This window comes from Methanobacterium congolense, assembly GCF_900095295.1.
GTDB classification, from domain to species: Archaea; Methanobacteriota; Methanobacteria; order Methanobacteriales; family Methanobacteriaceae; genus Methanobacterium_C; species Methanobacterium_C congolense.
The window spans coordinates 488576-515324 of sequence record NZ_LT607756.1 but is presented as its reverse complement, the minus strand read 5'-3'; the positions used below and the strand labels follow the sequence as shown (position 1 = coordinate 515324).

Genomic DNA, 26749 nt, shown 5'->3' with positions numbered 1-26749 from the left:
GTGCGGTTCATTATATTATTTGATTCTGTAATATCCTGTCTGGTTAAAAACTGTTTGAACTGAAAACACTTAAAAAGAGGTTTATTATGAATTTTCGTATGTTAAATCAATTGAAAAGCAAATTATTATTTTTATAATGTTTTTTTATAAATGGTACTTACTTTAAATTGATGTGTTGTTCGTTACAGTGCTGTTGGTTACATTGGATACAACTGTGGTGTTGTTGGTCACATTTAGAACCATTTTCTGGATGTGAGCTGGTTTAAATGAAGTATCTCCAATGGAGGATATTTGTTCTGAGCCTGTTAAGTTAAGATCAGGCATAATGCCCACAATATCAACATCATTTCCCACACCCACAACATTTACAAATGAGCCAAATCCATAGGCAAGCAAAGCCACCATCAAAATTATAAAAACTGCCCCAGATTTCTTTGGATTCATTTAAACCTACCTGAACAATTGCTTTGGAATATTTTAATTTATTAAAATTTTTTTTATCAATATTTAAAGCTTTTAATAACTTATCATTATTAAAATCTATAGTTTTATGCTTTAAATTATTTGATATTTGTAATTTAGAGATATTTAATTTAAGTTGTTATAATTTTTATATTTTATATGGTTCCCACCATTTAAATGTAGCATAGGGAAACATTTCCGAATATAGAATTTAGATAAAAGGAGTTGAAATGAAACCAAAAAATGGATTCAAAACTTCATCTCATGAAGATGCATTCAAAATCATGCAAAATACAACCAAAAAGCATCCATTTTTTTTATTCGACGGTAACACATTTTGCCAAATTTTTTGGTTTATCAGGGTCTATGCCCCTTTCAACACTCATATGATAGGATAAAAGCTGCAACGGAACAACGTAAACTATTGGAGATAGTACTTCATTCAGTTCACCTGAAAATTCTATCATTTCATGTGCCTCAGACTTTAAAACTTCATCATCAGAGGATCCAAGGGCTATGACACTTGCACCCCTTGCCTTTACTTCTTGAAGGTTTCCAAGGGTTTTATCATGACTATCACCTGGAGGCACAACTGCAACAACAGGTACGTCATCATCGATCAACGCAAGAGGTCCATGTTTGAGTTCTCCTGCAGCGTAGCCTTCCCCATGTATATAGGTTATTTCTTTAAGTTTTAGAGCTCCTTCCATTGCAGTTGGGTATGAGTAACCCCTCCCTATGAAGAAGAAATCTTCTGCATCCTTGTATTTCTTTGCTATTTCCCTTATCTGATCTTCGGCCTCCAGTGCCAGTTTCATGTGATCAGGTACGTGCTGAATATCCTCTAAGAGTTTTTCTTCCCCTGCCATAGACAGTGCCAAGAGACATATACACGTTAATTGGCTTACGTAGGTTTTTGTTGCTGCAACACCAATTTCTGGTCCTGCTCTTGTGTATATAACATGATCCGCTTCCCTTGTGGCAGTGCTTCCAAGCACGTTCACAATTGCAAGGGTTTGAGCGGTTTCATTGGCCATTCTAAGGGCTCTGAGCGTGTCTGCAGTTTCACCGGACTGACTTATGAATATCGCAAGGGTTTTCTCATCCAGGGCCCCTGCAGAAAATTCAAATTCTGATGCCAGTAAGACATCCGTTGGAATGCCAACAAGACCCTCGAATAAATATTTTCCAACGAGGGAAGCATGGTAGGATGTTCCACATGCCACGAAACAGATTCTGTTGAACTTTGGAAAGTTTTCAACCATTTCTTTTATGTCCTGAAGTTCCATCAGGGTTTTTTTAACAGCATCAGGCTGTTCATGAATCTCCTTAAGCATGAAATGATCGTAACCTCCCTTCTCAGCCATATCCGGCGTCCAATCTATCAGATCAATCTCCTTTTCGATTGGATTGCCATCAACGTCTTTTACAGTTATTCCCTCACCTGTTAAAAGGACCATCTCATTATCGTTGAGGTAGATGATCCGGTTGGTGTGTTTGAGTATTGCAGGTGCGTCTGAAGCCAGGAAGTACTCATCTTCGCCTTTACCCACTATGAGCGGGCTTTCCTTCCGGACCCCTATGATTTTATCAGGCTCATCTGCAGATATAACTGCTATTGCATAAGATCCTTTGATATCATGAGTTGTTAGGCGTGTTGCTTCTTCTAAATCAGAACCAGTGGCCATGTATTTTTCAATGAGATGCGGAATCACCTCTGTGTCTGTTTCTGATCTGAATTCATGCCCTTCCCGGATTAGCTGGTCTTTCAGTTCCCTGTAATTCTCTATTATTCCATTGTGAACCACTGCTATCCTTTTTTTGCAGTCTGTGTGGGGGTGGGCATTTTCCTTTGTTGGAAGCCCGTGGGTTGCCCATCTCACATGGGCTATTCCCATTTTTCCAGGAAGATCTGTTAGTTCAAGTCTTTTCTGGACGTCATCTATTTTACCTTCATCCTTCTTGATTTCAATGTTCTTCGATGAAGTTGCTATGCCCACTGAGTCGTAACCCCTGTATTCCAACCGTTTAACACAGGATAAAAGCACTGGGGCTGCATCTTTATCCTTTAGTATACATGCTACAATTCCACACATCTATTTCACCAGTAGGTATTAATTTAAATGGAAGTTATAATTGTTTTTAATAAGTTTTGAGTGCTGTTCTACTGTTATTTTAGGATTATTTTATGAGTATCAAATATCTATTAGTATTTTTTAGTATTTTTTTGAATATTAAATTTTTTAATATCAAATAGAGTTTCTATGGAGTTTTATATATAAAAACTGCATTTAATTGAAGTTATATCAATTAAAATCTTTGGATTGATTTTTAGTGAGATCCTTTTTAATGAATTGTAATAAGTTTTTATTATAATAAGTTTTATTTTATAAACCTGGATAATCATCTGATTGTAACTTCTTAAATATAATTTAGTTATAATAGAAAGTACAATATCTCTAATTGTAATTTATAGGTATATATACATTTGATAAAATATTATACAAAAAACAAAAAGAATGGAGTTACCATGAACACGAAGGTTGGAAATCTCATATATAAGGGTAAAGCTAAGGACGTTTACGAAACTGAAGATGATCAAAAGGTTATAGTCAAATTCAGAGATGATATAACTGCTGGAGATGGTGCAAAGAAGGAGAGTCTCAGTGAAAAGGGTTTTTACAACTCCATAATATCTTCAAAGTTCTTTGAGGTTCTTGAGGAAGCTGGAGTTAAAACCCAGTACATAGAGCTTCTTGAACCAAGTTACATGCTTTCAAAGAAGCTTGAGATGATACCCCTTGAGGTCATAACACGTAACATAGCTGCAGGAAGCCTCCTTAAAAGGTTCCCCTTTGAAGAAAAACAGGAATTTGAGCCACCTATAATTCAGATTGACTACAAGAATGATGAGTTTCACGACCCTATGCTCAACGAGGATATCATAATTGCACTGGGACTTGCAACGGCAGAGGACCTTGCAACCATCAGGGAAATCACCCTTAAAATAAACAGCATCGTGAAGAACTTCCTTAAAGAGAGGGGGATTCTTTTCCCAGATTTCAAAATTGAATTTGGACGTGACTCAGAGGGAAACATAGTTCTCGGTGATGAGATAAGTCCTGACACATGCAGGTTCTGGGATATGAAAACCTGGGATGTTCTGGACAAGGATCTGTTTAGAAAAGGTGAATCTGGAGTTATGGATGCTTATAAAACTGTTGCATCCCGTATACTTGATGAGGAAGATAAGAAGAAGTGGAACCTGAATATTTAACCACGTGCACTTTTTAGTGATTGAGAGGATTGATCATATGAAATACAATGCAGAAGTTAAAATTAGTCTTAAAAAGGGTATGTTGAACCCTGAAGCTGCCACAATCCAAAGAGCTCTTGCTCTTTTGGATTACAAGGTTGAAAATACCGACACCATTGAAATAATAAAATTTTCAATTGAAGGTGAAGATGAAGAAACTGCACATGATAATGTGGATGAAATGTGCCAGAGGCTTCTCTGTAATCCAGTGATCCACGACTACGAAATAACCATAACTCCAGAGAATGGGTGAAGGGAGAATAGAAAATGAAAGTAGGGATTATAAGGTTCCCTGGTTCGAACTGTGATAGGGATGTTTTCCATGCACTGGAACTCGCAGGTGCACAGCCTGACTATATCTGGTGGAATCAGAGAGACCTTTCAGACTTTGAGGCAATTTTAATACCTGGTGGTTTCTCATACGGAGATTATTTAAGGGCTGGAGCCATAGCTGCCATAACCCCTGTTATTGATGGGATTAAAGATGCTGTTAAAGAGGATAAACCAGTTCTTGGTATATGTAACGGGGCTCAGATACTTGCAGAGGTGGGTCTTGTGCCCGGAGTTTTCACAGTGAACAAGAACTCCAAGTTCATATGTGAATGGGCCGATTTGAAGGTTCAAACAACGAGAACACCCTTCACAAGCATGTACAAAAAGGATGAAGTTATAAGAATGCCCATAGCCCACACTGAAGGTCGTTACTACAACCCGGAGATTGAAAAACTCCATGACAACGACCAGATAGTTCTCTCATTCGAATCTGAAAACCCCAATGGTTCAATGGAAGCCATAACAGGAGTTTGTGATGAAGAAGGTCTTGTCTGTGCAGTCATGCCTCATCCTGAAAGGGCTTCAGAGAGCATACTCGGATCCGATGATGGATTGAAGTTCTTCAAGGGAATAGTAAACTATTAAAAGTTAAATCTTAAAAATAACTTTAAAAATAACTCTTAAAAAGAGTTGATCAATTAAAAAAAAAAATATTTGATGAGTAGTTACTGTGTTTATCTACTTGTTTCAAAAAACCAATTTTGATACAACTAGTAATGTGATAGTTCTATATAACGTGATACATTCTATGAATGCGTTCTAAGTTTAATCATGGATATATCTGATAAAATTCAAAGGTGAATCAATGGTAGTATATTTAGTTGGTGCTGGACCCGGAGATCCTGAACTTATAACACTTAAAGCTGTTAATGCACTTAAAAAGGCAGATGTTGTTGTTTATGACCGTCTTGCCAATGAAGAGATACTGAAACATGCGGAGGGTGCAGAATTCATTTACGTTGGAAAAAAAGCTGGAGAACACTACAAAAGCCAGGAAGAAATTAACCAGATACTGGTTGATGAGGGTAAAAAGCATGATGTGGTTGTCCGACTTAAAGGTGGAGATCCATTCGTCTTTGGACGTGGTGGTGAGGAGATGCTCGCCCTCCTTGAGGAGGGAATTGGAGTGGAGTTCGTGCCAGGCGTTACCTCTGCAATCGGCGTTCCAACATCTGCAGGACTTCCCGTCACCCACAGAGGCGTTGCAACATCATTCACAATCGTTACAGGGCATGAAGATCCAACGAAATCAAAAAAACAGGTGAAATGGAACTTCAACGCAGATACCATTATAATACTCATGGGTATTGGTATGCTGGAGGAGAACGTGAAGGAGATCATGAAGTACAAGGATCCAAAAACACCGGTTTGTGTCATTGAAAAGGGAACACTCTCTGATCAACGAATAATAACTGGAACACTTGAAGATATAACTCAAAATAATATCAAACCACCGGCCCTTGTGATCGTTGGGCACGTGGTTGATGTATTCAAGAAGGCAAGATCATGAACAGATTGGAAGGAAAAGTTGTTGCACTGACACGGCCTGCCGAGAGGATGCAGGAAGCCGTGGAAATACTTGAAGAAAATGGTGTTGTGCCCCTTGTGGCACCCACACTGGAGCTTCAAATATCCAATACAGATTCACTGATTCAGCTGTGTGAGATGGCTCATGAACTGGATTGGTTGATATTCACATCACCAACAGGAATAATATCCGCCTTCAAACACTGTCAAGACCTTAAAAATCGGTTAAAACCAGGATGTAAGATAGCAGTTATCGGACCCAGAACAGCTAAATTTTTAGGCAAAAATGGGCTTGACGCAGATATCGTTCCTGAAGATTACACTGCAGAGGGTCTTCTTGAGATCTTCAATGATATCGATGTTGCTGGAAAGAAAATTGGGATACCAAGGACAAAAGCTGCACGTGATGTGCTTCCTGAGGGTCTCAAAGATATGGGAGCAGACGTTTTTCTTGCAGAAGCCTACAAATCCGGGCTTCCAAAGGACAAAACCCGTGTCAACCATCTCATTAAAAGCATCGTAAGTGGAGAAGTGGATGCTGTAACCTTCACAAGTACCCTGACTGTGAAAAATCTTTTCCAGCTTGCAGATGAAACAGGAAAAAAAGAGGATATCGTTAAATCTATGAAGGAAGGAGTTATGGTTGCTGCAATAGGTCCTGTAACAGCCCAACCATTGGAAGAAGAGAATATTCCCGTTATGATACCTGGAGAATACACTGTTGAAGCCATGCTTCAAAAACTCTTTGATGAAATGGTACAATAAAATAAAAGGATACTTATACAGATATGATTTTAAATATAATTTAAGTGGGGTGAAGCTAATGAAAGCAGTTATATGGCCTGTTTACATTGATTCAACAAAAACGAAAGGTGAAGGAAGAAGGGTGCCCCAGGAATATGCAGTGAAATCTCCAAAACTCAGGGAGATATCCAACGCTGCCACAAAGATCGGACTGAATCCTGAGATTGAAAAGGGCAAATCTTATCCCAGATCATGGTGGGAGATTTCAGGGAGGGTTATGGTTGATAAAAACCTGCCAAAACAGGAGATACTGCTTAAGATAAGCAAAATGATCAAGGCTTCAAGGAAATAAAGAGATTTTATCCCCTACTTTTTACCAATCTACTCTTTTAAATGATGGATCCTTTAAATAATAGGTCACAACATTCTTATCCTATTTTTTATTTACAAGGCATAAAAAATGTTATTCACAGGATTTCAAAGTCCCAAAATCGTTAGATTTATTATTAATTCACACCTAACTTAAACAAGGACAAGAACCAGATGAGAAAAGAATTATAAAATAATTGATTAAATGAAAGAAGAGTTAGGAGTTAAGGGAGTTCATATTTAATGATCAACGCTCAAAGGAATTCAATGGACACTGCATTTTCAAAGGCCCATGAGATGGTTAAAAATGCAGATGATATCAAGATATACACCCATATAGACTGTGATGGTGTAACAGCAGGAGCTGTGCTTTCATCAACACTTGATACGCTTGGAAAGGATCATGAAGTTGAATTCATAAGTCTGGACAGGATGGAGGACATTGAAGTAGAGAATGAACTTACGATTTTCTCTGATCTGGGTTCTGGACAGTGCATAAATAAATTCTGCACATCAAATTCCAAAACCCTGATTTTAGACCATCATACACCCATAAGAAAGCCTGAAAACAGCATTAATAATGGTTTTCTTGAAATAAACCCCCATTTTTACAACATAGATGGATCTCAAGAAATTTCAGGGGGAGGTATGACTTACCTCCTTGCCAAAACCTTTGGATTCAACGAGCTGAGTTGGATGGGTATTTTAAGTGCTGTTGGAGACATGCAAAACAACTTAACTGGCAAAATGGAGGGTTTGAATCGGGAGATACTTAGAGAAAGTGTTGAACAGAATCTTGTAGATTCAACCAATGACCTGGCCCTGTATGGTAGGCAGACAAGACCCCTTTTTATTGCACTCTCATACTTCGGAGACGTTAACTTGCCCATAACCAACAACAAAACAGAATGTCTTCTTTTACTTGATAAATTGGGTATTCCTTCAAAAAATGGTAAAAAATACAGGACCCTATGTGATCTGAGTAACGAAGAGAAAAGTAAACTGTTTTCAGAGTTAGTTAGGATGCTTAGCAGGGAAGTCCCATCCAAGTACGTGAGATACGTTCCAAAACTGATTTCAGGAGATTCTTACGAGTTTTTAAACGAGACTGAATATTCTCCACTACGTGATGCAAGTGAATTTTCAACCGCTGTGAATGCATGTAGCCGCCATAAAAGGCATGAAGTTGCCCTCAAGGTGCTGAAGGGAGATAGAGGTATGGCACTGGAGGATATGGATGATCTTGCAAAGGAGCACCGAAGGTACCTTGCCCAGAAGATGAGCTGGATTCAGGAGGAAGACAGGATCATCCCCATGAGCAATCTACAGTACTTCAACGGCAGTGAAATAAAGAGCGAAGTTGTTGGAACCATAACAGGGATGATCCTGAGCTATAGTGATTGGAAAAAACCAATAATAGGTTTTACAGAAATTGGAGATGGTAAAGAAGGTTTAAAGGTTTCACTGAGGTGTTCACGTCTTCTTGCCTACAATGGAATACACTTCGGTAACATGATAAGGAAAGTTGCCCAGAAGGTTGGTGGTACTGGTGGGGGACATTCAGTTGCCTGTGGAGCTTACATACCACCTGGAACTGCAGATAAATTCCTTGAAATATTCAATGAAAGTTTAAATGGAATGATTTAAAGAAGTTATTTGAGGATGAGGTTTAATGAATTTGAATCTCTTCAACTTAATTGAGATGGTTCAACTTAATTGAAGGTATTAAAACTGGTTGGATGAGTAAACATGAAGGTCTTCAAGAAAAAAGGGGAATTAACAAGGTTTCAGATACTTGCAGAAATAGCGAAGGGAGAACCGCATCTTAGACAGAAGGATATAGCAGAAAAGCTTGGAATAACAGTTCAAGCTGTGTCTGAGAATATAAAAAATCTTGTGGATGATGGATACGTTGAAACAGGATTTGGCAGTGCTAAGTACAAGATCACGAAACGTGGTATTGAGAAGGTTAAGGGTGAAGCTTCAAACCTCCGGAAGTATGCAGACAATGTTCTTGAAACTATGAATGCATATAAATCTGTTTGGCCAGCAATAGCAAGGGAACCCATGAAAGCTGGCGATAAGATCTGGCTTGAAATGGACAAAGGTACACTCTACGCAACCAAGAAAGAAACCTCCGCATATGCTGAAGTATTGAACGATGCAAAAGAGGGTGAAGATGTGGCCCTCATCAGACACGAAGGTACCATTGAATTGGAACTTGGAACCGTAACCATAATTCGGCTTCCAACCATAAATCAAGGTGGATCAAGATCATGCAACCTTGAAAGGGTTCTTGAGATATACAATACTGGATTTGATAAGATCGGCGCAATGGGAACAGTTTCAAGGGCAGTTGCAGATAAGTTAGGAATTGAAATTGATTTTGAATTTGCAACACCTGAGGCAACGGCGGCTGCAGCAAAAAGAGGTCTTAACGTGATGGTTTTTGCAGTTGGAAAAATGACAAAGAGCATAACACGGAGACTCGATTCAGAAGGGATAACGTACGTGATAAAAGATGTTTTAAATGGGGAAGCATCTGAGGACTGAATAATGTGCTTTTAAAGAATTTAAATGAAGGAATAGTTGGGAATAAACACTAATAGACTATTAAAATAATTTATTTAAAATATTTCAGTGTTTTAAACGAACCTGCAACCACATGAATCTATCTTAGAAACTATTGCACCTTCAACACTTGTATCAGGGGTTTTAGAAATTGCAAAGGCAGTTTTTCCAAGCATGGCCATCGAAGATCCCATCGTTTCATCTTCAAGAATTTCAACAAGTTCCAGAACTTCAGGATCCATGAGTGCTGTTTCCTCTGAGAACCTTCTTGAGAGTTTCATGAATTGGCATGGATCTGGATTTTCTAAAAGCTTTGAAAGCAGGTTTCTTCCGGTTTTGTTTATTTTTGCCTTGTAAACTGGATCTCCTATTATGCTTGAAGTTTCAATTTCCCCCAGGGTCTTGGATATGACAAAAAGGTCTTCTTCACTTCCATTCAGTATCAGTTTATCAGCGGATCCGACTCCAGGAGCTCCCTCCTTAAGTCTTAGCGTAATTCCTCCACATACCTCTGCTATAACATCTCCAAGTCCACTCTGCATTTCAATCTCTGCAAGGTGGGCTATTGCTGCAGCTCTGTTGAAGGTTAATGGAAGGTTGAGTATCTTTGCGATTCCCATTGAAGCTCCAAGGGCACAACCAGCAGATGTGCCGAATCCTGCACCTAAAGGGACTTCTAATTCATGTTTAACAACTACCCGTTTATTGTTAAAATATTCATCCAATTTAAACTCTTTTTTTATGAGATCAATGGTTTTGTACGTTATTGAAGTGTTACGAGCATCATGTTTACCATTTATTTTAACAGAAACTCCACTTCCATCTTCTATTTCCATGTCTGTGGTTACACCTTTATCAAGTGCAACACCTGCACCCTTCGATCCTTTTTTAACTGGATCCATGTTTTCTATTATTTCAAAAAAGCCGGTTATGTGGGCTGGGGCGAAAATGGAACATTTCATGATATCACTATATTTAATATGTCAGAGAACCATAAATAATCTATCAAATAATAAGGTAATCCATTGAATAAAGGGGGATTTAAGCATAGACAAGAGAATCGATCTCCATACACACAGTATATTCAGTGATGGTGAACTTTTACCATCAGAGATAGCAAGAAGGGCAAGTGTACTGAACCACAAAGCTGTCGCAATAACTGATCATGTTGATGCCTCTAACATAGACTGTGTTGGACGAATTATAGATGCTGTTTTGGATATAAGAGAAAACTGGGACATAGAAATCATTCCAGGAGCTGAAATAACCCATGCTCCAGCTGAAATCATTGAAAAACTCGCAAATCATGCCCGTGACCTCGGAGCAGAGATCGTTGTTGTTCACGGTGAAACCATAGTTGAACCTGTGATTGAGGGCACCAACTGGAATGCAGTTAACTGTCCTGAAGTTGATATTTTAGCCCATCCAGGACTTATAACAATTGAAGAAGCTGAAATTGCCAAAGAGAATGACATAGCCCTTGAGTTAAGTGCCCGGAGAGGTCATTGCCTTGGAAATGGACACGTTGCAAGTGTTGCAATGGATGTTGGAGCCAAACTCGTTGTGGACACGGATACACATGCTCCAGAAGACCTTATATCCTATGATATGGCATATAAAATAGCTTTAGGTGCAGGGTTACCTGAAAAAGAGATTGAAAAAGCTTTGAATGATAATCCTCAAGCTATACTTAAGAGTAAGGGAATACTCTAAATTAAATCATCAGATATTCCATCAGAAGACTTTTAAAAAATTCGACGTGTCAAACACGTTAAAAACCTTTTTAAATAGGGTCACACTTGAATTACGATTAAACTAAAATCCACAAAAGAATCAATTTACCTCTTTTTTAATGTATTCATTTAATCATACATATCTTCAAAAAACTAATTATTTAGAATGGTTTAACAAATATTTATAACTTAATAAAGGTGGTTTTGTTATGAAAGAAAAAATAATTGGAATATGTTACATCGTTGTGGCTGCTTTAATAATCGTTGTTAAGTACACAGTACCTGGATTCTTTGACATACTAATATGGCTCGTTACAATTGGTCTCATAATTAATGGAATTTATTTGATAATTAAAAAGTGATATACTCTTATTTTAAGTTAGATCTAACGATCTTACGATTTTTTTTATATTTTGATATTTTGAGGGTTTTTACTTATTTAAACTAACTTACAGAATTTAAATATAAAAAAAAGGTTTTTTAAGAATTATTCATGGACAACATGGTACTCCACCACCATATCCTTCCCCAAACTGTAACTCTTTTTAAATTCCATCTTAAATGCATCCTTCATGTGGCCAATACCTTCACCATCAACCAGTGTCTTTGAATCCCTACCTCCAGCTATCATTGGAGCTATGCATACCCTAACTTCATCCACAAGTCCCTGGCTGAGCATGGAATAATTAAGGGTTGAACCCCCCTCAAGCATCAAGGTCTTTACACCCCTCCCATGAAGCTCTGCCATGAGACATTGAAGATCAACACGTTTATCACCACAGGATACAACATCAACCTTTTTTTTAAGTGCTTCAACCTTCTGAGGGTCTGCAGATTCTGAAACTGCAATCAATGTTGGTGCATCAGTGTTCAAAATTCTGAATTCAAGGGGTGTTCTTGCTCTGCTGTCAACAACCACCCTTAAAGGGTTATCTGATGGTACTGAGGGTATTTTATGCACAGTTAAGCGTGGATCATCTGCAAGAACTGTGTTTATTCCCACCATTATTGCATCCACTTCCTTCCGAATCTTGTGAACCCTGATAAGGTCTTCAGGACCTGAAATTTCAGAACTGCCAGTTTTTGTTGCTATTTTACCGTCAAGTGTCATTGCAGAATTTAGTATCACGTAAGGTCTCAATTCATCACGTCCCGATTTGGATTTGTACACTGAATAGTGTTAAAATCCTAGATTTGAAGTGTTAATGGGAAGGTTGTGAAAAAGAAATTTTCCCAGACAAAGAGATGATCCTTCATAAAAAAATGAATGTTTTTGATTCTTTTCGAGTTCACGGGTTAATTTAATATTCCATGGAAAGGAGGGTTTTGATCACTGCCCTCCACCAAGTGCATAGAATATCTGCTGTATCTGTTGTACAATGTTGTTAATGCTGTTCAGGATATCCTGTATTGGATCCAGAAAACTCTGGACCTCGTCTGCAGTTTGATTAGCAGTTTCAGATGCATTGTTAAGAGTCTCCTTGGCGTTATCTTTAACATTACTTAAATTTGTATCCTGTGCTGCTGCAACTACACTTTGAAGGCCAAAAAATACCAGTATCAAAAATATAGCCATTAATTTAAAGGATCTTTTCATTTGGTTCACCATCTTCATTAAATTGGTTAATACTCTTAGATGATTCAAGGTACATCTTAAAATTTTTGATCCATCTTCAAGTTCATGCTCCTCTTAAGTTCATAGAAAAGCCCAATTTTATTTAACAGAAACATCTAAACTAAATTGGAAATGAAGAGGAGAAGTTCAAATGACTGATGAGAATTATGAAGAAGGATTAAAAAACATTGAAAAGATCCATCCAAATGCAAGTAAAGCCCTCATGGAAAATTTGAAGGACATAGCCCCAGATCTTGGAAAGTTTGTCATCGAATTTCCATACGGGCAGATATACAATCGTCCAGGGCTTGACCTGAAAACCCGGGAGATAGCAACTGTTGCTGCACTCACAGCAATGGGCAACGCCAAACAGCAGCTTAAAGATCATATCCATGGTGCACTCAATGTTGGCTGTACCCGGGAGGAGATCGTTGAGGTTATAATTCAGATGGTTGCGTATGCGGGTTTTCCTTCAGCAATAAATGGTATAAAAGCAGCAAAAGAAGTTTTTGAAGAATTAGATGAAGATAAATAAACTTCAGAGGGTTTTTCTTCGATCTAATTATTTTTATAAAAAAATGGTTATTTTAAAACTTAAAATTATTAGAAGTTTAAAGGTGCAAGTTAACCATTATAAAATGCAATTTAACCACTATTAATCATTTATGAAGTGGAAAGAGGTAAATTTGAAGAATTTTTAAATACCAAACACTTTCCTTACATTTTTCTCTGTCACCCTATCAACTTCACGTACTGAAACTGACTTCACCTGGGCAAGGGTTTTAACAACCACTTCAACGAATGCCGGCTCATTTCTCTGACCCTTAAATGGTGAAAGGTAGGGGCTGTCTGTTTCTGTTAAGATACTGGATAATGGCAGATCTTCCACCAGTTCCTTGTGATGGTCTGAGAAGGAGAGTATGGTTGAAAATGATAGATAGTAACCCTCTTCAACTATTTTCTGGGCTGTTTCAAGGTCTCCGCCGTAGCAGTGAAAAACAACATCTGGAAGTGATGAGTGTTTCTTCACTATGTCCAGTGCCTGCTTTTCTGCATCCCTTACATGGAGTACAATGGGCAACTCGTATTCAACTGCCATTTCTATAAATGAGGTGAATACTTTGTGCTGTCTGCGTCTTCCTTCTTCATCCTGCACCTCATAGAAATCAAGACCACTTTCACCTATAGCAACGGCTTTATCTATGTTCTCTTCTATTTCGTGAAAGGCTTGTTCTATTATATTTGAATCTGCCTTGGACGCATTGACAGGGTGAAATCCAAGACTCACATTAACAAACCTTGGATAATCTTCTAATAGATTTAATGTCCGTCTGTTTCCACCTAAACTTGCTCCTGAATTAATGATTCCAGTTAATTTTTCCCTGGATCTTTTCATCACGTCTTCACGGTTTTTGTTGTACTCCTTAAAATCAACATGGCAGTGTGTATCAATCATAAGAAAAATATCCCCCAATTACTACTGATTTAAAAAAAATGAAATGGAAACTTTCTTTATAATTTTTTAGATTGATATTTTTTATAAAAATTTTTACAAAAATTTGCATTTCTTTATAAAATCTAATTTTACAACCATTTAAAAATTGTAAATGCTTTCAAAACATGTCTTTGAATATTCAGACTCCAAAACGCCTTTCCCTCTGTTGGTATGACCTCAAAGCCCTTAAAAAATCAACTTTTCTGAGTTCTGGCCATAAACTATCGCAGAAATAAAGTTCAGAGTATGAGGATTGCCATAAAAGGAATCCACTCAACCTTTCTTCTCCACTGGTTCGTATTATGAGGTTTGGATCATCTAAACCTGCAGTGTAAAGTTTTGAGTTGACAATCTTCTCATCCACACAATTTGGATCGAGTTTTCCTTCTTCAACATCTTTTATTATCTTCTTAATGGCATCAACTATTTCCAGACGTCCATCGTAACCTATTGCAATGTTAACAATCCTCTCATCATAGGATGCTGTTGAATCTTCAGCTTTCTGTATTGCTTCCCTCACATCCTCTGGAAGAAGTTCGAGTTTGCCAACAGCCCTTATTCGGACCTTATTCTTATGTATTTTCTCGTTTTTAGCTATTCCCTCAAAATTTTCCTTGAAAAGTTTCATTAAACCTTCAACCTCATCCTCTGGTCTTTTGAAGTTTTCAATTGAGAAGGCATAAACAGTTACGATCTCTATTCCCAAGTCAACACACCAATCCAGAACCCTTTCCAGTGTGCTTACACCCTTCTTATGAGCATCGATGGTCCTCATATTTCCCTGAATCTTTGAAAACCGCCTGTTTCCATCCATTATTATGGCAATATGCTTAGGCATGTTCTCCTGTTTTAGATTTCGTGCGATGTACCATTCGTACAGACTGTAAAGTGGTTTTAAAACAGACATTTTCAGTTCCTTTCTCCTCATTTATATCATCTGATAAAATTCAATTCAAATCATGAGCACTTGACTTCAATTTTGTAAGATGGTCAGTAATATGACACAAAACCCCATCTTTTTTTTAAATGTCATTCAATTGAGTTAAATATTCTTCAATATCTTCAATAGTTCTTTACTTAAATTTCTTTTTATAGAATATAGAAATTTCATTTATCATTATTTTTGTAAAAATTTTGATCTGTGAAAATCAAACTTTAGGATGTTATCCCTCGTTTTTAAGCTTTTTCATCCGGGCAAGGTACGCTGCAAATTTCAATGCTCGTACATATCCTTCTTTTTTTTGTGATCTGGAGGTATCAATGAGTATTTCTTCTGTTCCAAGGGTCACAGCGCCGTGACTTTTCACTCCTCCAACTAAAACAAGACTTCTGAATATTAGGTTGCCGGATATTCCATCTGGAGCAAGTATCAAATTTGCATCATCTGCAACTGCATCCTCTATCAATATGAAGTAGTGTTTAACTGGATATTTATCCCTTGTGATTGCAGTTACAATCTCTCCTTCCTTGATTGAATCATGGATCTTCTGGCTTCTGTCTTTATCCTGGGCTCTTCCACCAGATAGAACTGCTACTTTGGGTTTTATATGGATATCCTCAAGAAATTTCACACCTGACTCAATGAGATGAACCTTCTCCTCTACCCCTTCCCCTTCATCAATTCCAACAGGGGTTAAAAGGAATTTATGGCCTTTGATCTCCAAAAAAGAGGCCCTTGAAAGTTGGGGATATTTTCTTCGTAGTAGGGCTAGGATCTTGGATGCGCTGAGAGATCCTCGTATTGCAGCATCGACTTCACCATTCAACAGCATTTGGACGAGTTCATCTTCAGATTCTGTTAAAATAACATCAAAATCCACTTCACGGGCTGCTTCAGCAACAGCTCTGTTTTGACCGAGACCTGCAACAACTTTCATCCTATCATTTGATCCAGTATTAATATAGAGTTTAAGATCTATTCAATAAAAAGGTTTTCGCCCACTTAAATTGTGTCTATAGAAAATTTTCTGAAAAAATGTTTTTACATTATTTCAGCTGCAATATTTTCAGATTGAGGTATCCAATTCTTAAGTATCCCAACAGAGTCAATCTATTAAAAAAATAAAAAAATATTAGAGTTGAATCAAAACCCAAAAATAAATAAGATAAATTAAAAACTACTTTTTAACAACTTTCAATGCTTCATCCACATTTTCCAGCGTTATTTGAAGGTCTTCATCACTGTGTGCCCTAGATAAAAAACAGCACTCGAACTGTGATGGTGGTAGGAAAATGCCCCCCTCAAGGAGCTTGTGGAAGTAAGCTGTAAAGCCCTGCGTATCTGCAGATTTTGCATCCTTATAATCCAGAACATCACCCTCTTTGAAGTATATCTGGAACATGGAGCTTAAACCTGCAACGTGGAAGTTCAGACCGTTGTTTTCAAGTACATCCTCAAGTCCTTTCCTTAGTTTCTGACCTTTGGAGTTCATTGTGGTGTAAAAGCTGCTGTCGAGCTGTTTTAACATTGCCAGCCCTGCTTTTATGGAAACAGGGTTTCCATTGAAGGTTCCTGCTTGATAAACATTTCCTGATGGGGCTATCATTTCCATCAGCTCCCTTTTACCTGCAAGTGCCCCCATTGGGAATCCTCCCCCAAGTATCTTTCCAAAGGTCACGAGATCCGGTGTCACTCCAAAGTACTCCTGAGCACCACCTTCAGCTATTCTGAAACCAGTTATAACCTCATCAAATATGAGTATTATATTATTTTCAGCAGTTATTTTCCGTAAAAATTCCAGGTAACCCTTCTTTGGAGGTATGCATCCAATGTTTCCCATTACAGGTTCGACTATTATTGCAGCTATTTCATCCTTCTCAGATTCAATCAACTTTGCAACTGCTTCTTCATCGTTGAAGGGTGCAAGAACTGTGTTTTTTGTTGTGTCCTCTGGAACTCCTGGCGAATCTGGAAGTCCCGCTGCACCGGAACCTGATTTTACAAGTACGTAGTCATGGGCCCCGTGGTAGGATCCTTCAAATTTCACTATCTTTTTTCTACCTGTAGCTGCCCTTGCAAGTCTTATGGCACTCATTGTTGCTTCAGTACCTGAATTCATGAATCTGACCATGTCTGCACATGGCACTCTTCTTACAACCTGTTTTGCAAGTTTTATCTCATTTTCCGTTGGTACTCCATAGGCAGTTCCATTTTCAAGCTGTTTTGAAACCGCTCCTATGATGCTTTGGTCTGCGTGGCCGAGAACCAGGGGTCCGTAGGCAAGGCAGTAATCTATGTAACTGTTTCCATCAACATCGTAGATCCTGGATCCTTCTGCCCGCTCTGCAAAGAAGGGATAGGGTTTGTAGGCCCTGACTGGAGAATTCACTCCTCCTGGAAGGAATTTTTTAGCTTCATTGAACAAATCCTCTGAAATCATATTATCACTCCTGAAATAGTTAAGATTGAACGGTTTATAGATAAGCTTATGTTAATAACATTGAATTCTGATTATTAAATCAGGATTCTAGTTAAATCATGATTTTAATGGTTTGATTTTAATGGTTTAATATTGATTAAAAATTTTAATATTAATTAAAAGTTTAATTCAATGATTTTTTTTTAATTCGAGGGGGAGATTAGTTTAAAAGATTATTATAAACTCATTTTAAATCTGTAATCTCACACTTTACCCATATCAAGATTAATAAGGGCATTTACTGCAGCTACTGCAACAGGCGTGCCTCCTTTAGGACCTTCTGTTGCTAAGTAAGGTATTTCTGTTTCCTGAAGTGCTTTTTTAGATTCTGCAGCACCGACGAACCCTACTGGAACTCCAATAACTGATTTTACATTCATCTCACCCCTCTGAACAAGGTCTAAAACTTCTAAAAGGGCTGTTGGGGCGTTTCCTATTGCAACAATGCCTTCAAATCCTTCAAGTGCTGCAACCCTCATTGCAGCTGCTGCACGGGTTATTCCAGATTCTTTCGCAATTTTAACTGCTCTTTCATCTTTTATGTAGCAGTTCACATTGCCATGGTACCTGTTTATTCCCACCTTAACCATGTTTATGTCCGTGAGAATATCACCACCATTACGAATGGATTTCAAACTTTCGTGGACAAAATCGTCACTTATCCGGGTTATATCTGCATATTCAGGGTCTGCTGTTGAATGAACCATCCTCTCAACAATTGCCCTTTCCTCAGGAGTGAGATGAGCTGTTTTATCATCTATAAGTGATTTTACTATTTTCCTACTTTTTTCTGCTATATCATAGCCCTGCTTTGTTGATGCACCCATGAACATGGTTTTCACTTACTCAAAAATTTTTTAGTTGTTCAGTCTTTGTTCTGGTTCAATTAAGTTATTTTTGGTGGTAACCTCAGCACTGATTATTGACTATCAATATCAAATTTTAGCATAACCCCCTCATTATTCTGAAGTTCAATGGCTTGAATCAAGAAATCCAATTTAATTTATGCTAATTTCATTCCAAGGAAGTTCGTTAGATTTTAGGCAAATTTATACCTCATTTTCAATATATAAGTATTAACTATAATTTTTTGAGCAAGAGGTAGTATTATGAAAGAAGAAGTGAAAGAAGTTAAGGGACAGGTAATGCAGACCATTGCAACCTTGATGACAACAGCCTTTGGATTAATAGCAGCACTAGCATGGAACGAAACCATCAAAGCATTTATAACCCAGTTGTTCCCAAAAGGGAGCGGATTAACTGGCCTGCTGGTTTACGCAGTTCTTGTTACTATACTTGCAGTTGTTGCAACCATATTAATTGGAAAGGCTATAGCAAAACCTGCAGTTCAGGAAGTTAGAATAGTGGAGTAATGGTAAGGGCAAAAATAATTTCAATATTTTCTTCTTTTAATTTATTTTTTTAAATTTTTTAATATTTATTTCTCTTTTTAATTGATTTTTATCATTTTTTTTTTAAGAGTATCCTATTAAAAACAGCATCCTTTAAAAATTAGTTTTTACTGGTTACTTCTTAAAAGCTAAACTTAAACTTATTAAAACTTGAAAATAATCATTTTAATATGTTTATTCTATATTATTAGTCTTAATTATTTTATAAAAAGTTTTATGATGCTGATTCTTCAGCATTTTCCTGGGATGTGTCCAATTCTTCAACCTTAAAAACCTGTGTATTTGAAACCTGACCCAGAAACCTGTCATTGGAATCCCCAAAGAGGTATCCAAGGAACATATCAAGGAGCAAAGGAACCCAAAGGATCTTGGATAAATTTCTAACAAAGGCAGTTTTATAAGTCATTTCCCCATTAGAGGCCTTTACTTGAAGATTCATTACAGATTTACCCAATGTAGTCCCATTTTTACCTTCCATATATGTGAAATAGGCTATTATGAGCAGAGCAGTTGGCACAATCCAGTAGTTTAAAACTGTAAATGTGCTGGTTGCCACTATCAAAGGATATATCATGGAACTTAATATCCACATCATAAGTGTTAAAATTATTCCATCAAATATTAAAGCTACGAAACGTCTTCCCCAGAAGTACTCCATGTTCTTACCACCTGAAATCGTTGAGTCAAAACATTATCTTTCCATGAATCTGTGCCACGCAGTTCATTTCAAATGATTCATCCAATCTATCTATTACCAGTTCCTATGGATTTATATAATTTTGTGTTGCAGGATTATAACCTTGTTGTAGAACTTATAACCTTGTATTGATGTAAATGTGATGTAAATATTGAAAACAGGATTTTTTTTTATGTGCTTTTATGTGAAACTGCAGTTCAAAAAAAGGGGTTAATTAAATTAATGTAAAAATAAGGAAAAAAAATTCCTTTAAAGAAGGTTTTAGCAAACCCTTGGAACCGGGTCAGCTATCGGAGCTTCAAGTATCCTCTTACCACCTAAGGCTGTTTCGAGAATTACGTGCTTGTCGTTTGTGACCTCACCAATTATCTGGGCATCTTTTCCATACTTGGTTTTGCGCACAGCCTGAAGTATCTCCTCTGCTTTGTCTGCTTCAACACCCATTATGACTTTGCCCTCATTTGCAACCTCGTAAGGGTCTATTCCAAGCATTTCAGATGCAGCATGAACCTCTTTTTTGATTGGTATCTTCTCTTCATCAAGGAGCATTCCAACGCCGGATTTTTCAGCCAGTTCATTGAGTGCATTGGCTATTCCACCCCTTGTCGGGTCTTTCATTGCCTTAACACCTCCAACTTCCAGTGCAGCTTCAACCATGCTCCATACTGGTGCAACATCAGATTTCAAGTCTGTTTCAAATCCAAATCCTTCCCTGTAAGACATCAAAGAAATTCCATGGTCTCCAACACTTCCGGTTAGTATGATCTTGTTTCCAACTTCAAGGTTGGAGTCCCGTGTGATCTGACCCCTTTTGGCTATTCCTATTCCAGTGGTGGATATGATTATGCTGTCCAGCTTGTCGTTCTCCATAACTTTGGTGTCACCGGTTACTATAGATACTCCAACTTCCCTGCAGACTTCATCCATAGATTTTATTATCCGCTCAAAATCCTCCCCTGAGAATCCTTCACTCACCACCATGGCATTAGTTATTGCAAGGGGCTTTGCACCCATCATAGATACATCATTGACAGTTCCAGCTATGGATATTTTACCGATATCTCCACCAGGGAAGAAAATAGGATTTACTGTGTGGCTGTCTGTACTCACAACAATTTCATAGTCCCCCAAAGGTATGGTTGCACCATCATCAAGGGAATCAAGCCCAACTCCACCATTGACCTGTTTATTATTGAGATTTCCAAGTATTATGTCTGATATGAGGCCCTGCATGACCTCTCCACCTGCTCCATGTGACATGCTGATTTTCATGTGAATTCACCCACTGTTTTACTTCTAAAAATCCGGATTTTGAAGATCTATGAATTCTTTCTATGGACTTCATTCCATGGCTACGGAATCCATCTAATCGAGATTATTTTTATTTTATTTTTAAAATTATTCTTTGAATCTATTCAAATTAACATCTTTTGAACGTGACATGTTAAAATCTTCGAACAATAACTTTATTCAAAAAAATTTACAACACAACCTTCTTATCTCAAGATGCAATCCATTGATTGAGGTTGGAATTTGAAATATTTAAATATTTATAATTACAGATTTCTGTGAAATGAAGTATTTTGTATAACCCATAAAAAGTCTTTTTAACCTGCATGAGCAAAACCAATAATAAACTGGTTAACGTTAAATTAATATAGTTTGATATAAAAATAGAATTATTCTAACTAAGACTTTTTTAGTTTGAGTTGGGTATGATTTGAATTTAATCGAATTCTTATTATTGGATTAAAATTAGATTAACACTGAAGTAATAAAAATAAACTAAAAAAACAAGTTTTAAGATAATAGAGGTGAAATCATGGCAATATGGCAAGGAAAATCATTAAGAAAACCAACAGGTGCACGTGCAAAAACCAACAGGAACAAGAGGAACTCTGAATTTGGAAGAGACCCTGCTGAAACCAAAATCGGAGACAGAAAGGTCAAAAAGATCAGAACCAAAGGTGGAAACGAAAAGATCAGACTCACCAACACCCAAACCATCAACGTTGTGGACCCAAAGACCAACAAGGTCCAGGTAACAGATATACTCAACGTTGTGGACAACACAGCAAACACCCACTTCGTAAGGCGTAACATCATAACAAAAGGAGCTGTTGTTGAGACCAGCCTTGGAAAAGCTAAAGTAACATCCAGGCCAGGCCAGCACGGCATGGTAAACGGTGTACTGGTTGAATAAACAGATTTTAGAACGGGTGAACGAGTTCCTTGGGGATGTGAATAAAGACCTCCCTGAAGGAATGGAACTCGAATATGAGGGGTTCTACGAAAGGGGTTTCTTTGTAACCAAGAAAAGATACGCCTTGATACATGACAACAACATAACCGTAAAGGGTTTGGAACTTGTAAGGCGTGACTGGGCCCCTGTAGCAAAAAAGACCCAAGAGCAGGTCATGATGGCCATACTCAAGGAAGGTTCCCCTCAAAAAGCCGCTAAAATCATTAAAGATGTTATTGACGAGATAAAAGAGGGGAATATTCCCCTGGAAGATCTTGTTATACACACACAGCTTACAAAGAAACCAGAAAACTACGTTCAAAAGGCACCCCATGTAATGGCTGCCAGGAAAGCAATTGAACGTGGAAGGACTGTTGGACCAGGATCCATCATCCGTTACGTTGTTGTTAAGGGTAGAGAACCCATAAGCAGACGTGCAGAACCAATAGAGGATGTGGATGTTGCAAACTACGATCCAAACTACTACATTGAGAACCAAGTTTTACCTGCAGTCTCACGTATAATCAATTCCATTGGTTATTCTGAAGAGGAAATAATGCAGAAAGAAAAGCAGAGCAGTTTGGATGCATTTTTTTAAATGATAATTAGATCATTCACTTGAAGTATTGATTTAAGTTGTTTTTATTTTTATTAATTGAAGATTAAATTAAGGAAGATTAAATTACGGATTCAACTAAGGATTCGATTATTTTTAGAAAGAATAATTTTATTTTACAGAATAATTTTAAATCGATTTGATATAGATGCAGTCAATTCAACGTGAAACATTAATTCAACGTGATAACTATTAATACAAACAATCTATAAAGAGAATCTATAACAATGAACTGAGAGTTTTATCCAACAAAAACTCAGGCATGTTATTCATTAGTTTTAAATAATCAATTGCGTAATGATCAAATGTTGTAAAGGTTTATGGTGTAAAAATGATAGACGCTGTTTTTTTTGATATTGATGATACTCTTTACGATACTTCGGGCTTTGCAAAACTTGCAAGAAAGGCTGCATTGAACAGTATGATCGATGCAGGGCTGCCCATGGAACAGGATGAAGCCTACATACTTCTACGAGAGATAATAGATGAAAAGGGATCCAACTACGACAAACATTTCAACGTTCTAACAAAACGTGTTTTTGGAGAGGAAAAGCCTCTTTTAATAGCTCTGGGAATGATCACATACCACAACGTTAAATTCGCTCTTTTAAGATTGTTCCCTAACACAGTATCCTCCTTGATTTACCTGAAGGGTAAAGGATATACCTTGGGAGTTATTTCAAATGGAATAACCATTAAACAATGGGAAAAACTCATAAGACTTGGCCTTCACCATTTTTTCGAGGAAGTTGTAACCTCTCAAGAGGCAGGTGTTGAAAAACCAAATGAGAAGATATTCCAACTCGCCCTTGATAGAATGGGCTGTGAAGCTGAAAGATCCGTTATGATCGGTAATAAGTTCAACGAAGACATAATGGGCGCCTTAAATGTAGGAATGTCTGCAATACTGGTTAATTCAGAGTTAAAAGATTCTGAAAGGGAGTATCTCAAAAAAGAAAATTTGAATGTGGAAGTTATAAAGGATCTAGGGGAAATCAAGAATATACTGTAATCACAGGATCTACTGACGTATGATACTGTTTTATACACAAAATTTGAATTTAAATCTGAAGTTGGTGTTGTATGTAAAAGAGGTGCTTTAATGAGCTACTATCATGACCCCAAAATGGAAAAACTATTCGAAGTACTGGAGGAACCTAAATCACTGGAGGAACTGAATCTTCCAGGGACATTTGTAAAGGATCTCATATTGAAGATCATAGCAAACCACAACACAGTTAAAACAAGCCGAATAAATGAGATCACAGGTTTGCACTGGGATGTAATTAAAGAAAGCTTAACTGAACTTGAGAAAGATGGTTTCTGTGCCCCTGTGAGTGGAGGATTCCTTTTTTCAAGTATTGAGTACAGTGTTACCAAGAAGGGCAGGGAAAAATCCAGAGCAATTTCTGAAGACAACCCCTACATGGGAATGGCTCCTGTGAATTATGAGGATTACTACACCATAATGGAAGCCCAAATGAAGAATCGTTACCCCATTAGAATACCCCCGGAAGTTGTGGAAAACACATTCCATGAAGTTGTGGGTGTTGAATATGCAAAAGAATCCCTCATTGAAGCCTGCATAATTGGTAAGGGAGTTTTCATTTACGGGGAACCTGGAACCGGTAAAACCTTCATTCTAGGCAAAATGCCAGATCTTCTACCTCCAGTTCTAATTCCCAAGTTCATAGAATTTGGGGGAATGGTGATCCAGATATACGATCCTGATTTTCACAAGGAATGTGAGGAACAACCAGAAGATCCTCGCTGGGTTAAGATATGTGCCCCTTTTGTACTTACAGGTGCGGAACTAAGTTTAAATAAATTGGAAACCAACTACAACCCTAACAAAGGAGTCTATGAAACTTCCCCAATAATAAAGGCTAATGGAGGAGTTTTACTAATAGACGACCTTGGAAGGCAAAGGGATGACCATGAACTTATTCTTAACAGACTCATTGTACCTATGGAAAATAAAAAAGACGTTATATACGTCAGGGGAATTCCAGTCATATTCCACAGCCACTTCATACCTGCATTTTCAACCAACCTGGACATAAGCATAATGGATGAAGCACACCTCAGAAGAGCCCCACTTCACATATTCCTTAAAAAACCTAACCTTGAGGACGTTAGGGAAGTCTTCAAACGAAACCTTGATGCCATTGGCGAAAAATATGATGAAAGAGTTCTCAAAAGATTTGTAAATGTTTACGATGACCCCGAAAATGGTGGAGAGGGTCTTCAGCCCAGTTTTGCCCATGCAAGGGATGTTGCACAGATATGTCAGGCAGTGAGGATAAATCGTGGCAAAGATGTTGTTGACAGAGAAGTTCTTGATGAAGCCCTTGAAAAACACGTTTTAATAACACTTCAAAGAATGAGAATTGATATTGCACAGGTTATGCGCCAAACAAGATCTTTCCGTGTGCGAACGGCCCAGATAAATGATACTTATAGTGCACTTTTGAAGTACGGGGCCAACAAAATTTCATACGAATCAGAATCCCTGATAGTGGACCTTGATGACACCGTGACCCCTGTACAGCTGGTTGAGTACCTGCACAACAATGGTATTGAAGTTGACAGGATAGATGTGATTGCAGAATCTGAAAAAGAACTGCGTAGAACAATTCTTGAGTATGATTGAGCAGTGTAATATATTCTTAAATCCTATTTATTTGTTATAATATTTTTGAATGATTCGGTTTGATTAGAATTTTTTTATTTCATGTTCGTGTTTTACACAACCTTTTTATGGAACTATAGTACCACTTATTAGCATTAGAATTGTTCCATGGAGATGTAGAAAAAAGGATTTTAACCAAATAAAATTCCAATTAAGAACCAATGGAACCTTTTATTTAGAAATTATTAGATGGAGATCATTAGATTGAAAAAGTATTTGAATTATAGTTTAGCAATAATAGTTGTTCTTTTCCTCGTAGTTTACGCAACAGAGGGTAATAATGTAGAAAAAAAACATTTTAGTGGGGATGGAATATCCTTTGATTACTCTGCCACCTGGGAGAGTGTTGAAGCTGGAAGTCACGTTGCTGCGTTCAAAGATCCAAATTCAGGTTCAAACATAACGGTTAATAAACAGTTCATGCCTTCAGATTACGCTTCAAACAATAACTTTGCCCTGAATTTCAGTGAGGCTAAAGATCTGGGTTTTAAGTTCGTATCATCTGAGAACATCACAGTGGATAATTTAAGTGGCTACAAAAACAGCTATGAAGTTAACACCAAAAACTCCTCAATTGCTCTGGACGAAATTTGGGTTGTTAAAGACGGATTTTTATACAGTATAATAGTAAAAACTCCTATGAATGAATCCAACGATAAATTCAGTTTAAGTTCACTTTTACCTGGCTCTGAAGAACCTGTATCTTCAGATATAGTTACTGAAAGTTTTAAAATAGAAAATTCAAGTAATTCAACAGTTTCACCCTTCTGGGGATACGTTTCAATTCCAAGTCTTGGTGTGAACTGGGGAATACGTTCAGACACAGTTAATGCACTTGGTTCAGTTTACCATTACAACGAAAGCTTTTATCCAGGTCAAGATGGTGTTGCTGGTCTTTTAGGACATCACACCAGGTTTTCAGCACCGTTCATGAACATCGATACCTTGAAAACTGGAGACGTTGTTGTTGTAACGGATCTACTGAGTCAAAAACGTTACACCTACCAGGTTTCATCCAGTTGGGATATAAAATGGGATTTCAAAACAAACCCTGTGAATTTCACCGCAGGTAATCCTGAATTGAAGTTAGTAACGTGCTGGCCAAAAGGATACAGTAAGGCTGCCTTCCAGACCCATTGTAAACTCGTTTCAATAGAACCTCTATGAAATCCAGTGGGATCAATCAATTTGAATATATGCTGAATAGTAAAAGGTAACAGAAAAGTATATAGAACCGCTAAAATATACAAAGAGAAGAGATGATTTAAATGTCAGAAACAGTTATACTCGGATCGTTATTATATTCTCATATAATTCCTCCCATACTTGCATTTATAGGCGTGTTACTTCTCTGTTCAGGTATAATGGATAGAAAAATGAATTACACCCTAATTGGAATGGCATTATTCTTTGCAGCAGGAATTTTACCATTTTTAATTCTTCCTGCAGTTTTAGGGTGATCAAAAAGTCTTAGGTGATCAAAAAATTTGATCCACAATGGAGGAA

At 37.5% G+C, this 26749-nt stretch carries 30 protein-coding genes; 18 read left to right on the top strand and 12 right to left on the bottom strand.

Going from position 1 to position 26749, the window contains the following annotated elements; genetic code table 11:
• Positions 1–162 precede the first annotated feature (162 nt).
• The gene (locus MCBB_RS02520) at positions 163–444 is read right to left on the bottom strand and encodes a hypothetical protein (RefSeq protein WP_071906284.1); all 282 of its coding nucleotides are present in this window, start codon (positions 442–444) and stop codon (positions 163–165) included.
• Positions 445–779: 335 nt separating this feature from the next.
• Positions 780–2558, bottom strand: a complete 1779-nt coding sequence (glmS, locus tag MCBB_RS02515; RefSeq protein ID WP_071906282.1) for a glutamine--fructose-6-phosphate transaminase (isomerizing) — start codon at positions 2556–2558, stop codon at positions 780–782.
• 434 nt (positions 2559–2992) lie between these two features.
• Here glmS and purC point away from each other — a divergent pair, with 434 nt between their 5' ends.
• The 8 genes from purC (at position 2993) to MCBB_RS02475 (ending at position 9304) form a co-directional block, all read left to right on the top strand.
• Positions 2993–3739, top strand: coding sequence for a phosphoribosylaminoimidazolesuccinocarboxamide synthase (gene purC / locus MCBB_RS02510; RefSeq protein WP_071906280.1), 747 nt, complete (start codon positions 2993–2995; stop codon positions 3737–3739).
• Positions 3740–3776: 37 nt separating this feature from the next.
• Positions 3777–4031 carry a phosphoribosylformylglycinamidine synthase subunit PurS gene (gene purS / locus MCBB_RS02505; protein WP_071906278.1) on the top strand — a complete coding sequence of 85 codons (255 nt, stop codon included), beginning with the start codon at positions 3777–3779 and terminating at the stop codon, positions 4029–4031.
• Positions 4032–4045: 14 nt separating this feature from the next.
• Positions 4046–4696: a phosphoribosylformylglycinamidine synthase subunit PurQ gene (gene purQ, locus MCBB_RS02500; protein ID WP_071906275.1), complete on the top strand. Its 651-nt coding sequence runs from the start codon at positions 4046–4048 to the stop codon at positions 4694–4696.
• Between the two features lie 220 nt (positions 4697–4916).
• Positions 4917–5621 carry a uroporphyrinogen-III C-methyltransferase gene (gene cobA, locus MCBB_RS02495; protein WP_071906273.1) on the top strand — a complete coding sequence of 235 codons (705 nt, stop codon included), beginning with the start codon at positions 4917–4919 and terminating at the stop codon, positions 5619–5621.
• Positions 5618–6403, top strand: coding sequence for a uroporphyrinogen-III synthase (locus MCBB_RS02490; RefSeq protein ID WP_071906271.1), 786 nt, complete (start codon positions 5618–5620; stop codon positions 6401–6403). Before cobA ends, MCBB_RS02490 begins: the two co-directional genes overlap by 4 nt.
• Positions 6404–6461: 58 nt before the next feature.
• The gene (locus MCBB_RS02485) at positions 6462–6734 is read left to right on the top strand and encodes a signal recognition particle protein Srp19 (protein ID WP_145975995.1); all 273 of its coding nucleotides are present in this window, start codon (positions 6462–6464) and stop codon (positions 6732–6734) included.
• A 260-nt stretch (positions 6735–6994) separates the two neighbouring features.
• Positions 6995–8398 (top strand): single-stranded-DNA-specific exonuclease RecJ, encoded by a 1404-nt coding sequence (recJ, locus tag MCBB_RS02480; RefSeq protein WP_071906269.1) that lies wholly within the window; start codon positions 6995–6997, stop codon positions 8396–8398.
• 102 nt (positions 8399–8500) lie between these two features.
• The gene (locus MCBB_RS02475) at positions 8501–9304 is read left to right on the top strand and encodes a DUF7839 domain-containing protein (protein ID WP_071906267.1); all 804 of its coding nucleotides are present in this window, start codon (positions 8501–8503) and stop codon (positions 9302–9304) included.
• 92 nt (positions 9305–9396) lie between these two features.
• Here the strand turns inward: MCBB_RS02475 and MCBB_RS02470 are convergent, their stop codons facing one another.
• Complete coding sequence (locus MCBB_RS02470) at positions 9397–10284, bottom strand: pantoate kinase (RefSeq protein WP_071906265.1); 888 nt, start codon at positions 10282–10284, stop codon at positions 9397–9399.
• A gap of 85 nt (positions 10285–10369) precedes the next feature.
• Here MCBB_RS02470 and MCBB_RS02465 point away from each other — a divergent pair, with 85 nt between their 5' ends.
• Together MCBB_RS02465 and MCBB_RS12045 are read left to right on the top strand one after the other, a co-directional pair.
• On the top strand, positions 10370–11035 hold the full coding sequence (locus MCBB_RS02465) for a histidinol phosphate phosphatase domain-containing protein (protein WP_071906263.1): 666 nt from the start codon (positions 10370–10372) through the stop codon (positions 11033–11035).
• 229 nt (positions 11036–11264) lie between these two features.
• Complete coding sequence (locus tag MCBB_RS12045) at positions 11265–11417, top strand: hypothetical protein (RefSeq protein WP_171899070.1); 153 nt, start codon at positions 11265–11267, stop codon at positions 11415–11417.
• A gap of 125 nt (positions 11418–11542) precedes the next feature.
• On the opposite strand, the gene MCBB_RS02460 is transcribed toward MCBB_RS12045, so the two are convergent.
• Positions 11543–12196 carry a 2,5-diamino-6-(ribosylamino)-4(3H)-pyrimidinone 5'-phosphate reductase gene (locus tag MCBB_RS02460; RefSeq protein ID WP_071906260.1) on the bottom strand — a complete coding sequence of 218 codons (654 nt, stop codon included), beginning with the start codon at positions 12194–12196 and terminating at the stop codon, positions 11543–11545.
• A gap of 189 nt (positions 12197–12385) precedes the next feature.
• Positions 12386–12652 carry a hypothetical protein gene (locus tag MCBB_RS02455; RefSeq protein ID WP_071906258.1) on the bottom strand — a complete coding sequence of 89 codons (267 nt, stop codon included), beginning with the start codon at positions 12650–12652 and terminating at the stop codon, positions 12386–12388.
• Between the two features lie 169 nt (positions 12653–12821).
• Here MCBB_RS02455 and MCBB_RS02450 point away from each other — a divergent pair, with 169 nt between their 5' ends.
• Entirely contained in the window at positions 12822–13205 is a 384-nt protein-coding gene (locus MCBB_RS02450; protein ID WP_071906256.1) for a carboxymuconolactone decarboxylase family protein, read from the top strand.
• Positions 13206–13367: 162 nt separating this feature from the next.
• Here the strand turns inward: MCBB_RS02450 and MCBB_RS02445 are convergent, their stop codons facing one another.
• The 5 genes from MCBB_RS02445 to MCBB_RS02425 form a co-directional block, all read right to left on the bottom strand.
• Complete coding sequence (locus MCBB_RS02445) at positions 13368–14126, bottom strand: TatD family hydrolase (RefSeq protein WP_071906254.1); 759 nt, start codon at positions 14124–14126, stop codon at positions 13368–13370.
• Between the two features lie 178 nt (positions 14127–14304).
• Positions 14305–15072: a polyprenyl diphosphate synthase gene (uppS, locus tag MCBB_RS02440; RefSeq protein ID WP_071907960.1), complete on the bottom strand. Its 768-nt coding sequence runs from the start codon at positions 15070–15072 to the stop codon at positions 14305–14307.
• A 256-nt stretch (positions 15073–15328) separates the two neighbouring features.
• Positions 15329–16042 carry a methanogenesis marker protein Mmp4/MtxX gene (gene mtxX / locus MCBB_RS02435; protein ID WP_071906252.1) on the bottom strand — a complete coding sequence of 238 codons (714 nt, stop codon included), beginning with the start codon at positions 16040–16042 and terminating at the stop codon, positions 15329–15331.
• A 240-nt stretch (positions 16043–16282) separates the two neighbouring features.
• Entirely contained in the window at positions 16283–17545 is a 1263-nt protein-coding gene (hemL, locus tag MCBB_RS02430) for a glutamate-1-semialdehyde 2,1-aminomutase (protein ID WP_071906250.1), read from the bottom strand.
• A gap of 242 nt (positions 17546–17787) precedes the next feature.
• Entirely contained in the window at positions 17788–18417 is a 630-nt protein-coding gene (locus MCBB_RS02425) for a cobalt-precorrin-8 methylmutase (protein WP_394327152.1), read from the bottom strand.
• Between the two features lie 276 nt (positions 18418–18693).
• Between MCBB_RS02425 and MCBB_RS02420 the strand changes: the two genes are divergently transcribed.
• On the top strand, positions 18694–18957 hold the full coding sequence (locus MCBB_RS02420; protein ID WP_071906245.1) for a DUF5654 family protein: 264 nt from the start codon (positions 18694–18696) through the stop codon (positions 18955–18957).
• Positions 18958–19210: 253 nt separating this feature from the next.
• Here the strand turns inward: MCBB_RS02420 and MCBB_RS02415 are convergent, their stop codons facing one another.
• Both MCBB_RS02415 and hypE read right to left on the bottom strand, forming a co-directional pair.
• Complete coding sequence (locus MCBB_RS02415) at positions 19211–19654, bottom strand: RDD family protein (RefSeq protein ID WP_071906243.1); 444 nt, start codon at positions 19652–19654, stop codon at positions 19211–19213.
• A 300-nt stretch (positions 19655–19954) separates the two neighbouring features.
• Positions 19955–20965 (bottom strand): hydrogenase expression/formation protein HypE, encoded by a 1011-nt coding sequence (hypE, locus tag MCBB_RS02410; protein WP_071906241.1) that lies wholly within the window; start codon positions 20963–20965, stop codon positions 19955–19957.
• 550 nt (positions 20966–21515) lie between these two features.
• On the opposite strand from hypE, the gene MCBB_RS02405 reads away from it, so the two are divergent.
• From MCBB_RS02405 to MCBB_RS02380, 6 genes are all read left to right on the top strand, one after another.
• On the top strand, positions 21516–21896 hold the full coding sequence (locus tag MCBB_RS02405) for a 30S ribosomal protein S8e (protein WP_071906239.1): 381 nt from the start codon (positions 21516–21518) through the stop codon (positions 21894–21896).
• Positions 21889–22533, top strand: coding sequence for a DNA polymerase domain-containing protein (locus MCBB_RS02400; protein ID WP_071906237.1), 645 nt, complete (start codon positions 21889–21891; stop codon positions 22531–22533). Before MCBB_RS02405 ends, MCBB_RS02400 begins: the two co-directional genes overlap by 8 nt.
• Positions 22534–22882: 349 nt before the next feature.
• Positions 22883–23563, top strand: a complete 681-nt coding sequence (locus tag MCBB_RS02395) for a TIGR02253 family HAD-type hydrolase (RefSeq protein ID WP_071906235.1) — start codon at positions 22883–22885, stop codon at positions 23561–23563.
• A 90-nt stretch (positions 23564–23653) separates the two neighbouring features.
• Positions 23654–25204, top strand: a complete 1551-nt coding sequence (locus MCBB_RS02390) for an ATP-binding protein (protein ID WP_071906232.1) — start codon at positions 23654–23656, stop codon at positions 25202–25204.
• A gap of 243 nt (positions 25205–25447) precedes the next feature.
• Positions 25448–26410 carry a sortase domain-containing protein gene (locus MCBB_RS02385; RefSeq protein WP_071906230.1) on the top strand — a complete coding sequence of 321 codons (963 nt, stop codon included), beginning with the start codon at positions 25448–25450 and terminating at the stop codon, positions 26408–26410.
• A gap of 101 nt (positions 26411–26511) precedes the next feature.
• A complete protein-coding gene (locus MCBB_RS02380; RefSeq protein ID WP_071906228.1) occupies positions 26512–26703 on the top strand; it encodes a hypothetical protein in 192 nt (63 codons plus the stop codon).
• Positions 26704–26749 lie beyond the last annotated feature (46 nt).